This window comes from Xanthomonas populi, assembly GCF_002940065.1.
Lineage (GTDB): Bacteria > Pseudomonadota > Gammaproteobacteria > Xanthomonadales > Xanthomonadaceae > Xanthomonas > Xanthomonas populi.
The window spans coordinates 1-11,197 of sequence record NZ_MDEJ01000127.1; the positions used below are offsets into that span (position 1 = coordinate 1).

The 11,197-nt window shown below is 61.3% G+C and carries 14 protein-coding genes, 2 tRNA genes and 1 pseudogene; 4 read left to right on the forward strand and 13 right to left on the reverse strand.

From position 1 onward, the window contains the following. Positions 1 to 362 precede the first annotated feature (362 nt). From bfr to XpopCFBP1817_RS16715, 3 genes are all read right to left on the reverse strand, one after another. On the reverse strand, positions 363 to 833 hold the full coding sequence (bfr, locus tag XpopCFBP1817_RS16705; RefSeq protein ID WP_128417975.1) for a bacterioferritin: 471 nt from the start codon (positions 831 to 833) through the stop codon (positions 363 to 365). A gap of 112 nt (positions 834 to 945) precedes the next feature. Next, positions 946 to 1,155: a (2Fe-2S)-binding protein gene (locus tag XpopCFBP1817_RS16710; protein ID WP_128417976.1), complete on the reverse strand. Its 210-nt coding sequence runs from the start codon at positions 1,153 to 1,155 to the stop codon at positions 946 to 948. Between the two features lie 80 nt (positions 1,156 to 1,235). Further along, the gene (locus XpopCFBP1817_RS16715) at positions 1,236 to 1,853 is read right to left on the reverse strand and encodes an RNA pyrophosphohydrolase (RefSeq protein ID WP_128417977.1); all 618 of its coding nucleotides are present in this window, start codon (positions 1,851 to 1,853) and stop codon (positions 1,236 to 1,238) included. Positions 1,854 to 1,971: 118 nt separating this feature from the next. Between XpopCFBP1817_RS16715 and XpopCFBP1817_RS16720 the strand changes: the two genes are divergently transcribed. Both XpopCFBP1817_RS16720 and XpopCFBP1817_RS16725 read left to right on the forward strand, forming a co-directional pair. Further along, a tRNA-Met gene (locus XpopCFBP1817_RS16720) sits at positions 1,972 to 2,048 on the forward strand. A 52-nt stretch (positions 2,049 to 2,100) separates the two neighbouring features. Beyond that, a tRNA-Gln gene (locus XpopCFBP1817_RS16725) sits at positions 2,101 to 2,174 on the forward strand. A 156-nt stretch (positions 2,175 to 2,330) separates the two neighbouring features. On the opposite strand, the gene rpsI is transcribed toward XpopCFBP1817_RS16725, so the two are convergent. Together rpsI and rplM are read right to left on the reverse strand one after the other, a co-directional pair. Further along, positions 2,331 to 2,723 carry a 30S ribosomal protein S9 gene (gene rpsI / locus XpopCFBP1817_RS16730; RefSeq protein WP_006451008.1) on the reverse strand — a complete coding sequence of 131 codons (393 nt, stop codon included), beginning with the start codon at positions 2,721 to 2,723 and terminating at the stop codon, positions 2,331 to 2,333. 2 nt (positions 2,724 to 2,725) lie between these two features. Continuing rightward, positions 2,726 to 3,154: a 50S ribosomal protein L13 gene (rplM, locus tag XpopCFBP1817_RS16735; RefSeq protein ID WP_128417978.1), complete on the reverse strand. Its 429-nt coding sequence runs from the start codon at positions 3,152 to 3,154 to the stop codon at positions 2,726 to 2,728. 181 nt (positions 3,155 to 3,335) lie between these two features. On the opposite strand from rplM, the gene coq7 reads away from it, so the two are divergent. Then, positions 3,336 to 3,989, forward strand: a complete 654-nt coding sequence (gene coq7 / locus XpopCFBP1817_RS16740) for a 2-polyprenyl-3-methyl-6-methoxy-1,4-benzoquinone monooxygenase (protein WP_128417979.1) — start codon at positions 3,336 to 3,338, stop codon at positions 3,987 to 3,989. A 187-nt stretch (positions 3,990 to 4,176) separates the two neighbouring features. Here coq7 and XpopCFBP1817_RS16745 read toward each other — a convergent pair whose 3' ends face one another. Both XpopCFBP1817_RS16745 and speD read right to left on the reverse strand, forming a co-directional pair. After that, a complete protein-coding gene (locus XpopCFBP1817_RS16745) occupies positions 4,177 to 4,488 on the reverse strand; it encodes a DMT family transporter (protein WP_128417980.1) in 312 nt (103 codons plus the stop codon). A 165-nt stretch (positions 4,489 to 4,653) separates the two neighbouring features. Then, positions 4,654 to 5,448, reverse strand: a complete 795-nt coding sequence (speD, locus tag XpopCFBP1817_RS16750; protein WP_128417981.1) for an adenosylmethionine decarboxylase — start codon at positions 5,446 to 5,448, stop codon at positions 4,654 to 4,656. Between the two features lie 137 nt (positions 5,449 to 5,585). On the opposite strand from speD, the gene crp reads away from it, so the two are divergent. Continuing rightward, on the forward strand, positions 5,586 to 6,278 hold the full coding sequence (crp, locus tag XpopCFBP1817_RS16755) for a cAMP-activated global transcriptional regulator CRP (protein ID WP_128417982.1): 693 nt from the start codon (positions 5,586 to 5,588) through the stop codon (positions 6,276 to 6,278). Between the two features lie 308 nt (positions 6,279 to 6,586). Here crp and XpopCFBP1817_RS16760 read toward each other — a convergent pair whose 3' ends face one another. From XpopCFBP1817_RS16760 to XpopCFBP1817_RS16785, 6 genes and pseudogenes are all read right to left on the reverse strand, one after another. Beyond that, entirely contained in the window at positions 6,587 to 7,303 is a 717-nt protein-coding gene (locus XpopCFBP1817_RS16760; RefSeq protein ID WP_128417983.1) for a haloacid dehalogenase-like hydrolase, read from the reverse strand. After that, positions 7,296 to 8,093 carry an indole-3-glycerol phosphate synthase TrpC gene (gene trpC / locus XpopCFBP1817_RS16765; protein ID WP_128417984.1) on the reverse strand — a complete coding sequence of 266 codons (798 nt, stop codon included), beginning with the start codon at positions 8,091 to 8,093 and terminating at the stop codon, positions 7,296 to 7,298. Before trpC ends, XpopCFBP1817_RS16760 begins: the two co-directional genes overlap by 8 nt. A gap of 136 nt (positions 8,094 to 8,229) precedes the next feature. Beyond that, complete coding sequence (trpD, locus tag XpopCFBP1817_RS16770) at positions 8,230 to 9,267, reverse strand: anthranilate phosphoribosyltransferase (protein WP_128417985.1); 1,038 nt, start codon at positions 9,265 to 9,267, stop codon at positions 8,230 to 8,232. A 115-nt stretch (positions 9,268 to 9,382) separates the two neighbouring features. Then, a complete protein-coding gene (locus XpopCFBP1817_RS16775; protein ID WP_128417986.1) occupies positions 9,383 to 10,018 on the reverse strand; it encodes a flavin reductase family protein in 636 nt (211 codons plus the stop codon). 175 nt (positions 10,019 to 10,193) lie between these two features. Continuing rightward, positions 10,194 to 10,772, reverse strand: a complete 579-nt coding sequence (locus XpopCFBP1817_RS16780; RefSeq protein WP_128417987.1) for an anthranilate synthase component II — start codon at positions 10,770 to 10,772, stop codon at positions 10,194 to 10,196. A 94-nt stretch (positions 10,773 to 10,866) separates the two neighbouring features. Beyond that, a pseudogene (locus XpopCFBP1817_RS16785) lies at positions 10,867 to 11,197 on the reverse strand (hypothetical protein); the annotation flags it as partial.

Below are 11,197 nucleotides of genomic sequence, written 5' to 3' on the forward strand. Positions count from 1 at the left end.
CATGCGCGCACTTGTTTCTACACGATCCGGGTGCAACCAGCTGATCTATCTCGGGAAAACGTGGGGAAACCTCAGGATCGAGGTCCCCGACGCAAAGGCAACAAAGCCTGGCGATCTCGAAGAATGCGCCTGAGCACGCATACAGCCTGAGTTGCAGCAACAAAGCCCCTCTCCCGGCGGGAGAGGGGTTGGGGTGAGGGTATGGGCAGAGCCACGCGCAATCGAGCATCCGATACGGCAGATAAGAGCGAAACACCCGATCACCCAACAAACAATCACTCAGCGCTGCAAGAGCCGAGGCCACCCCGAGCAGCAAACAATCGCGCCGCCCAAGAACAGCCCCACAGCTCCCTCAGCAACCCTCAATCGTCCAACTTGGTCAGCAAGTAATTCGGCTCACCGATCCGCGCCACCAGATCCAGCTGGGTTTCCAGCCAATCGATGTGCTCTTCTTCCGACTCCAGGATGTCCACCAGCAGCTGCCGGCTCACGTAGTCGTTGACGGTCTCCGCATACGCCACCGCCTCGCGCAGTACAGCCACCGCCTCGCGCTCCAGCGTCAGATCGCAGCGGAACATCTCGGTCGGGTTCTCACCGATACGCAGCTTGCCCAGCGCCTGAAAATTGGGAAGCCCTTCGAGAAACAGGATGCGGTCTGACAGCTTGTCCGAATGCTTCATCTCGTCGATGGATTCCTTGTACTCATGCTCGGCCAGTTCTTTCAAGCCCCAGTTCTTCAGCATCTTGGCGTGCAAGAAGTACTGATTGATCGCAGTGAGTTCGTTGTAGAGCACCTTGTTGAGGTACTCGATGACTTTGGTATCGCCCTTCATGCGATGTCTCCGAGACAGTGAGCCGGCCGCACTTTAACGCGTTGGATCAGCGCATGAAGGAACGCGAATCGTGATCAGTTGCGGGACGCGTGCGCGCGCAACGCCTACTGCCTCAAGCAGCGATCGCCAGTCCCAGCATGGGCAATGGCAGCGCGCGGGTCGCATGCGCCTGACTCAGCAGATCGCTGGCCATGTCCAGGCACGACCCGCAGTTGGAACCACAGCCTGTGCGCATGGTGAGTTCGGCCAGGCTGGCGCAGCCACTCTGGGCCGCTTCGCGGATCTGGTGGTCGGTGACCCCATTACAGATGCAGACGTACACGGTATCGGTCGGGTGCTGGCGATCCGGAGAGGACCGGCACTGATTGCACCGCAAACGAGAATAGGTGTCAATTCCAAACGTCAATCATTATTAATCCGCATCGTGCGAGCCCCGCTGCGCTTACGTGGACGCTTGCGCGGGCTGTCGTGTCCAGCCGCGCTGCTGCCCGGCAACCACGCTTCCAGCGCACGCTCGGGCATCACACCGACAGCGGCAGTTCCAGCAAGGTTCTGCGCCAGGGGGGCCAGATGGCGCAGCGCACGTGCATAGACGCCGCGCTTGAACATCACCACGTGCTCGACCGGATACCAGAAATCCACCCAGCGCCAGTGGTCGAACTCCGGGGTATCGGTATGGTCGAGCTTGAGGTGAGATTCCTCGCCAGTGAACTGCAGCAGGAACCAGACCTGCTTCTGGCCGATACATACCTGGCGTTCGTTGCGGCGGACCGCCCGGCTGGGCAGGCGATAGCGTAGCCATCCAGGGGTGGCACCGAGCACCGACACATGCTCGGGCAACAACCCGGTTTCTTCGCGCAACTCGCGGTACATGGCTTCGACGGGGGTCTCATCGGTATTCATGCCACCTTGCGGGAACTGCCAGCCGTCCCTGCGCACACGCCGTGCCCAGAACACCTGACCGTCTTGCCGCATCAGCACGATGCCAACGTTTGGCCGGAAGCCGTCCGGATCGATCACGATGCGGACTCCTGAAAATCTAATGTCACCGACTCTGCCACGGCGACGGCCAGCTCACAAGCTGAAAACGAAATGCTTGACAACACGCGCGCGGGTAGTGAACATATCCGGCTACCTAGGCTATGTAGCTCAGCCGGTTAGAGCACAGCACTCATAATGCTGGGGTCGGTGGTTCGAGTCCACCCATAGCCACCAAGGTGTTCATGCGCACACGGGCATGCAATAATCTTGGATCAATACGTTTTATTGCCCCGTCGCCAAGCGGTAAGGCACCTGACTCTGACTCAGGCATCGGTGGTTCGAATCCATCCGGGGCAGCCAAACACAGAAGGCTCGATCGAAAGATCGGGCCTTTTTTGTTGCCTGATGGCTTTCAGGCAAGCGAAATTTTCCAAACCCCAAGACGACAAAAGCCCAGCATGGCCGGGCTTCTGAAGCAGGCGCCCCGGCGAAGCGGGACGCACCAAACGCGATGGATCAGCGCTTTGAGAACTGGGTAGCGCGACGGGCCTTGTGTAGACCGACCTTCTTACGCTCGACTTCGCGGGCATCACGGGTCATGAAGCCAGCCTTGCGCAGCTCAGACTTAAGGGTTTCGTCGTATTCGACCAGCGCACGGGCGATACCCAGACGGATCGCGCCGGCCTGACCGGTGGTACCGCCGCCCGAAGCGGTGACCAGGATGTCGAAGCTTTCGGTGTTCTTGGTCAGCTCAAGCGGCTGACGCACGATCATGCGTGCAGTTTCGCGACCGAAGAACTTGTCCAACGGCAGGCCGTTCACCGAGATGTTGCCGGTACCCTTGCGCAGAAATACGCGAGCGGTTGAGGACTTGCGGCGACCGGTGCCATAGTTTTGCGTGATAGCCATGATTAGATATCCAGAACTTTCGGCTGCTGAGCGGCGTGCGGATGCTCGGCACCCGAATAGACCTTGAGCTTGCGGTACATGGTGCGGCCCAGGGGACCCTTCGGCAGCATGCCCTTGACGGCGATTTCAATCACACGCTCCGGGTGGCGCTGCAGCGCCTGCTCCAGGCTCTCGGTCTTCAAGTTACCGATGTAGCCGGTGAAGCGGTGATACTTCTTGTCTTTGAGCTTGTTGCCGGTCACAACGATCTTCTCTGCATTGATCACCACGAGGTAATCACCGGTATCGACGTGAGGGGTATAGATCGGCTTGTGCTTACCGCGCAGGCGGCTAGCCAGTTCGGTGCAGAGACGGCCAAGCGTCTTGCCGGCGGCGTCAACGAGATACCAGTCGCGCTGGACGGTCTCTGACTTGGCGGTGAACGTAGTCATGAGGAAGCTCTTGAGTAGTCGGGCGGATTGCAGCGGCAACCACCGCTGGAACTTTGCCACGCGTTGTGAAGGCGAAACATAGGATGCGTTATTGTACGGGACGCCCCGTGGCGGCGCAAGTCGGCTCCCCGGCCGGCGCCGGGCGGTTGGCAGCGCGCCGGCCGGGGGCCAGAATCGGGGGATGACACAGACCTCTTCATTCCGACTGCATGGCCCGCTAGACCGTCTATTGGTCGAAGCGCAGCGCGCGCTGGACACGGTATTCGGCAATCCGCCCGCAGAGCGACCCAATCCAGCCGCCGGCACGCCCGACGCCTCTCTGCAACCAGACCAACGCAGGCATGCCGCAGGGCTGATGCGCATCAACCATGTCGGCGAGGTCTGCGCGCAAGGCCTGTACTTCGGCCAGGCCGCAGTTGCCCGCGATGCCCACACCCAGCAGCATCTGCTGGAGGCGGCGCAGGAAGAAACCGACCACCTAGCCTGGTGCGCCGACCGCCTGCACGAACTGGACAGCCGCCCCAGCCTGTTCAACCCGCTATGGTATGCAGGCAGCTACGCACTCGGTGCACTGGCCGGATTGCGCGGCGACGACTGGAGCCTGGGCTTCGTGGTCGAGACCGAGCGGCAAGTGGAAGCGCACCTAGACGAGCATCTGGAAACCCTGCCCGAGATCGACCAGCGCAGCCGCGCCATCCTGCGCGTCATGAAGATCGACGAAGCACGCCACGCCGAACAGGCCGAACAGGCCGGCGCCCGCATCCTGCCACCCCCGATCCCCAGCGCCATGGCCCTGGCCTCCAAGCTGATGAAGACCATCGCCTACCGCGTTTAGACAACAGGCAAGGCACCGCACAGACCATCGGCACTCCGCCCTGCAGACCCAGCCCACTGGAGCAAAGCTCACTTTGTTAAGGGGGGCGCGCCAAAGGCGCGGAGATAGGATAACTACGGAGTTGGGCCCAAGACTTGCGAAGCACACTTTGGGAGGCAGGCCCGCGCAGTGCGACTGACTACATCCACTACATCAGCTTCAAGCCAACCACACCTGCAACGATCAAGCCGATGCACGCCAGCCGCGACCATGACGCACTGTCGCCGAACAACGCGATGCCGGCGATGGTCACACCCACCGCGCCAATGCCGGTCCAGATCGCGTAACCGGTTCCCAGCGGGATGGTCTTCAGTGCCTGCGTCAACAACCACAGACTGATGGCCGCCAGGCCGATCGTCAGCACGGTCGGCCACGGGCGCGTAAAGCCGTCGCTGTACTTCAGGCCCATGGCAAAGCCGATTTCGAACAGGCCGGCCAACAACAGAGAGACCCAGGGCATCGCATCACTCCTCGATACTTAAAAAAAAGGGCGAAAAAAACGACCTAGTGTTTGCACACTGGGCCGCCGTCGGCTGTGGAACGCGAGGTCATCGCGCGTCGTGCCGTCCCGCCTTACATCTTGCGCACACCTGTCAGCAGGCACGCAGCAGCCCGATTCCTGCGCTTATTCGCTCAGGTTACGCCCGTGGAACAGCTCTTCTATTTCGCGCTTCAACAGCGTCTCGATCTTCATGCGCTCCTTGAACGAGAGGTTCTTGGCGCGCTCTTCGAACAGGTACTGATCGAGATCGAAATCCTTAAGGTGCATCTTCGTGTGGAAGATATTCTCCTGATAGACGTTGACGTCGAACATCTCGTAGCGCGACTTTACGTTCTTGGCCATGAAGTGCTGGATCGAGTTGATCTTGTGGTCGATGTAGTGCTTCTTGCCCTTCACATCGCGGGTGAAGCCACGGACACGGTAGTCCATGATCACGATGTCCGATTCCAGACTCTCGATCAGGTAGTTCAGCGCCTTCAACGGCGAGATCACGCCGCACGTGGCGACATCGATATCGGCGCGGAATGTCGCGATGCCTTCCTGCGGATGCGTCTCTGGGTATGTATGGACAGTAATATGACTCTTGTCCATATGAGCAACCACAGCATCGGAGATCAGCTCCCTGCCTGCCTGCTTCTTGTCGATGACGGGCTCTTCCGAGATGAGGATCGTCACCGACGCGCCCTGCGGATCGTAGTCCTGACGTGCGATATTGAGGATGTTGGCACCAATGATCTTGGCCACATCGGTCAGGATCTGCGTCAGACGATCCGCGTCGTACTGCTCATCGATATACTCAATGTAGCGCTGACGCTCCTCTTCTGTACGCGCGTAACAGACGTCGTAGATGTTGAAGCTCAACGCCTTGGTGAGGTTGTTGAACCCCTGTAGCCTCAGGCGAGGCAACGGCTTGACCACGTCGGTCTGTCCTTATGGAAGGCGGGAAGGGTGCCAATTATGAGCCAAAGATCCCAGCAACGAAATGCCGACGTTGAGAATGGTTTACCTTGCATGACTCATGCCGTTAAGCTTCAGGAATTACACGCGGAACTACCATGAGCCCAGGAAACACCACGGTTGTAACCACGACGGTACGTAACGCTACCCCTTATCTTTCACTGGACGCGGGAACGATTGAGCGTTTTCTGGCGCACAGCCACCGCAGGCGCTATCCGACCCGGACCGATGTATTTCGGCCAGGAGACCCGGCTGGCACCCTCTACTACGTTGTCAGCGGCTCGGTCAGCATCATTGCCGAGGAAGATGACGATCGTGAGTTGGTGCTGGGCTACTTCGGGAGTGGCGAGTTCGTCGGCGAGATGGGGTTGTTCATCGAATCCGATACGCGCGAGGTGATCTTGCGCACCCGCACCCAGTGCGAACTGGCCGAGATCAGCTACGAGCGACTGCAGCAGTTGTTTCAGTCCAGTCTGTCACCGGACGCGCCACGCATCCTGTACGCGATTGGTGTTCAGCTCTCCAAGCGGCTGCTCGACACCACAAGGAAAGCCAGTCGCCTGGCGTTCCTGGACGTGACCGACCGCATCGTGCGCACGCTGCATGATCTGTCCAAGGAGCCCGAAGCGATGAGTCACCCGCAAGGCACACAGCTGCGCGTTTCGCGGCAGGAGTTGGCACGCTTGGTGGGTTGCTCGCGCGAAATGGCCGGGCGCGTGCTCAAGAAGCTGCAAGCCGATGGTCTGTTGCATGCACGCGGCAAGACCGTCGTGCTGTACGGCACGCGCTAAAGGAAGTGTGATCGCGGTTGGTGCGGCTTCGCACCGACCGCCGATTGATCCGCATGTCGCAAGGCATGCGGACTGATGCATTCAGGCGCTTTCCGCTATCGACTGCCGGGTGTTTGTTGTGCATCGCCGACTGAATGCCTGCACTTGCGACTTCAGCGACCTTGGGCCATCGCTTCCTGATCGGTAGTTGAGCATCAGTCTGCCAATGCGTTTGCTGGGACCACGCTCGATACGCGATGCCCTCACCTATCTCGACTGCGCGCGTACCTGCAGCGACGCTTGAGGCGTATTGCCTCCGGCAACAGGCGCTACAGCGCCTTGCCCCCACGGTCGCGACAACCCCAGTTGAGGATCGGCGTGCCTGCAGGCAGCACCTCACGAAACAGCGCTTCGCGATTGGCCTTGGGATTCACCACCACCGGTGCGCGTGCGGCCTTCAACAACGGCAGATCGGCCGTACTGTCCGAATAGGCAATGGCGATGTCGCCATAGCCGCGTTCGCGCAACATGCGCATCTTTTCTTCATTATGGCAGTGACGCCGCGCGGTGACCGCACCCAAGCGTGGGCCGACCAGGCTGCCGATCACCGGCACATCCTGATGCGCGACGAAGCCGAGAATCGCGCGCGCCAGTTCCGGCGGTGCGCCGGTGGCGACCACGACACGATCGCCTGCGGCGCGATGGTCGGTGAACACCTTCAACGCATGCGGCAACAAACGCTGCCGGATCTGCACTTCATGCTTGAGCACGTACGCATCGATGAAGCGATTGAACTCGCGCGTGCGATGCAAGCCGAAGGTGGCGATCCACACATAGCCGGACACACCGCGCCTGCGGGTCGACAGCATCGCCACCATCGGACCGAGCACTGGCGAGGCCAACAAGGCGACCAGCAGGCGCAATGGGTTGCGCTTGATCAGCCATGCAAACAGATGACTGCCGGAATCGCCGTCGTACAGCGTGTGGTCGAAGTCGAAGACCACCAGCGGGGCGGCGTCGCGCGGTGCGGGATACGACTCAGTCATGCGCAAAGAATAGCTGACGCAGCGCCTCGCCAGGTTCGGGCGCGCGCATGAAGGTCTCGCCAACCAGAAACGCGTTCACATCGTGGCCGCGCATCAGCTGCACATCGGCATGGGTGACGATGCCGCTTTCGGTCACCAGAATGCGATCGCGCGGCACTGCGCCGCGCATGTCCAGCGTGGTCTGCAACGAGACTTCGAAGGTGCGCAGATTGCGATTGTTGATGCCTACCAGTGGCACCGGCACCTGCACCGCGCGCTCGAGCTCGTCGATGTCGTGCACTTCCACCAGCACATCCAGCCCGAGCTGCATGGCCAGGCCGGAAAGATCGGCCAGCTGCGCGTCTTCCAGCGCCGAGACGATCAGCAGGATACAATCGGCACCAAGCACGCGCGCTTCGTAGACCTGATAGGCATCGACAGTGAAATCCTTGCGCAGCACAGGTACCGTGCAGGCCTCGCGCGCCTGCTGAAGATACGCATCGGCGCCCTGGAAAAAATCCACATCGGTGAGCACCGACAGGCAACTGGCGCCGCCGAACTCGTAACTGACGGCGATGTCGGCCGGATGGAAGTCGGGGCGAATCACGCCTTTCGACGGGCTGGCCTTCTTCACTTCGGCAATCACAGCCGGCTCGCCGGCGGCGATGCTGGCCTGCATGGCGGCCGCGAACCCGCGCGTGGGCGGCAGGTCGGCGCAGCTCGCGATCAGCTCGGCAAGTGGTACGCGCGCACTGCGCTCAGCGATTTCTTTGGCCTTGCGGGCAAGGATGGTGTTGAGGATATCGCTCATCGTATCGAGTCCTGGCGGGCGGGCATTATCGGTCAAGAAGGCCGCAACTGACTGTGCCCGAACGCCAGCGCACAGCATGCCAGCGGTACCGTGACGATGCCGGCCAGTGGCTGCCGCGCATCGGGGCAGGCCTGAATCAGGATTGCGCGGCAGCCTGACGGGTGAAGGCAACATAGGCATCCAACTTGCCACGTGCCGAACCATCGGCCAGCACCGCGCGCGCGCGCGCCACGCCGGCGGCGATGCTGTCGGTCACACCGGCCACATACAAGGCCGCGCCGGCGTTGAGCGCAACGATGTCCAATGCCGGGCCGGGCACGTTGTCCAGCACCTGCAGCAGCATCGCGCGTGATTGCGCAGCATCAGCCACCTTAAGGTTGCGGCTGGCCGACATGGCGATGTGGAAATCTTCCGGATGCACTTCGTACTCGCGCACCTGGCCATCGCGTAGCTCGCCGACAAGCGTGCCGGCGCCGAGCGAGAGTTCGTCCATGCCATCGCGCCCCCACACGACCAACGCGCGCTCGGCGCCGAGCTCCTGCAGCACGCGCGCCTGGATGCCGACCAGATCCGGGTGAAACACGCCCATCAGGATGTTGGGCGAACCCGCCGGATTGGTCAGCGGACCGAGAATATTGAAGATGGTACGCACGCCTATTTCGCGACGCACCGGGGCCACCATCTTCATCGCCGGGTGATGCACCGGCGCGTACATGAAGCCGATGCCGGTCTGCGCCAGCGAGGCCGCAACCTGCTCGGGCTGCAGCTCGATCACCGCACCCAACACTTCCAGCGCGTCGGCACTGCCAGACTTAGACGAGACGCTGCGGTTGCCGTGCTTGGCGACCTTGGCACCACCAGCGGCGGCCACGAACATCGCGCAGGTGGAGATATTGAAGGTATGCGAACCGTCGCCACCGGTGCCGACGATGTCCACCATGTGCTGACGATCAGTCACTTCCACGAGGCGCGAAAATTCGCGCATGACGGTGGCCGCACCGACGATCTCGCCGATGGTTTCCTTCTTGACCCGCAGCCCGGTGAGGATGGCTGCGACCATCATGTCGGAGACCTCGCCGCGCATGATCTGCCGCATCAACTCGACCATTTCGTCGTGGAAGATTTCGCGGTGTTCGATGATGCGTTGCAGGGCTTCTTGCGGCGTGATGGGCATGGGCGAGGACCGTGGAAACACTGAGGAAGAGGTACGAAAGGACAGGTAAGCGATCAGTCTTGGCAAGTGGTGCGAGCGCACCTGCAACGCCATGCCACGACGCTGTGTACGCCGCTCATTGCCCCGGACGCCGCATGCGAAAACGCGCCTGGGCCTGCACTTCGAAATAATCGGCGGCACCACCAGCGCGCAGAATCGTCTGCACTGCAGCGGGATCGTAGATGCCGTCCTGTAGCGCTGCGTGCGCCAGATGCACGCCGACCACTTCGCCCAAGACCAACCAGGTTTCGATGGCCTGCCCGCTTGCGGTCTGCAGCGGCAACAACTGGCTGAGCCGACATTCGAAACTCACCGGGCTTGCTGCCACACGCGGGGCACCGATCAGGCGCGACGGTGCAATCTGCAAGCCGGCCAGTGCGAACTCGTCCACCTCTGAGGGAACCATTGCCGCGCTGGCATTCATGGCCTCGGCCAACGGACGCGTGGCCAGGTTCCAGGTGAATTCGCCGGTGGCTTCGATGTTGCGCAGGCTGTCCTTGCGGCCGATGCTGGCAAAGCCGACGATTGGCGGCACGTCGTTGAAGGCATTGAAAAAGCTGTAAGGTGCTAGATTGGCGATGCCGTCGGCGCTGCGCGAACCGATCCAGCCGATCGGGCGCGGACCGACGATGGCGTTGAACGGATCGTGCGGCAGCCCGTGGCCTTGGGCTGGTTCGTAGAAGTGGAAGTTGTCGCTACTCGTGGTGCTCATCGTGATCCGGATGCAGGCGTGGACGAAGCGAAGTGAAAAACCCTCTGCGCCATGCAACGCAGGTGATTGCGGGCAACGCACACAGGGGCAGCTAGTAGGTCGACGTTGCTGAAGACTGCATCGAGATTGACGAAGGCTGCATCGACACTGGCGGCGTGCGCGGTGCGCATTTCGATCAACGTTCCAGAAAGTTCTTCAGTAAGGCGTGACCGTGCTGGGTCAGGATCGACTCGGGATGGAACTGCACGCCTTCCACCGGAAACTGGCGATGACGCAGGCCCATGATCTCTTCGATCGAGCCATCCGGATTCTCGGTCCAGGCGGTGACTTCCAGCGCTGCGGGCAAGGTGGTCTTGTCCACTACCAGCGAGTGGTAGCGCGTGGCTTCGTAGCTGTCCGGCAGGCCGGCGAACACGCCCTTGCCGTGGTGGCGGATCGGCGAGGTCTTGCCATGCATGATGTTGCCGGCGCGAATCACATCGCCGCCATAGACCTGACCGATGCTCTGGTGACCCAGGCACACGCCCAGGATCGGCGTGGTCTGGCCCAGCTGCTCGATCAGCTGCAGCGAGATACCGGCCTCGTTCGGTGTGCGTGGACCGGGCGAGATCACGATGCGCTCGGGCTTGAGCGCGGCGATCTGATCGACGCTCAGCGCATCGTTGCGCACCACCGTGACCTCGGCGCCCAGGGCCTGCAGGTACTGCACGAGGTTGTAGGTGAAGCTGTCGTAGTTATCCAGCATGAGCAACATATCGGGCCTATCTGCCTGTTTTTTTGAAGGGTCTCTGCCCATAACGATTCATCCATACCCGCTCTGATACCCGCTAAATTTCTTGATACACAAACTACCGGGGAACGAGCATCACCAGCGTGTATCTTCGCACGGGCTCGCTCTTGGGTTCCTCTGGGGAAAGTCGCTTCGCCACAGAGACAAAGAGTGCCCAATTGTTCGGGCGCTGCGTGTACCGCCGTTGCGCACGTTCCAGCCAGACAGCAATGCGTTCGCGCACGGATGTTTCCACCTGGTCCAGCTTGCGCTGCATGTCGCGCAACACGCGCCCCAGCAGCGTGCGTTGACGCCGTGCGCAGCGTTGATGGGGTGCGCCAGCAAGTCTTCCATTCTCGCCCAGCCGCTGCCGCCACCGCGTCAGCGAGCGGGGATCGCACGGCAGGCGG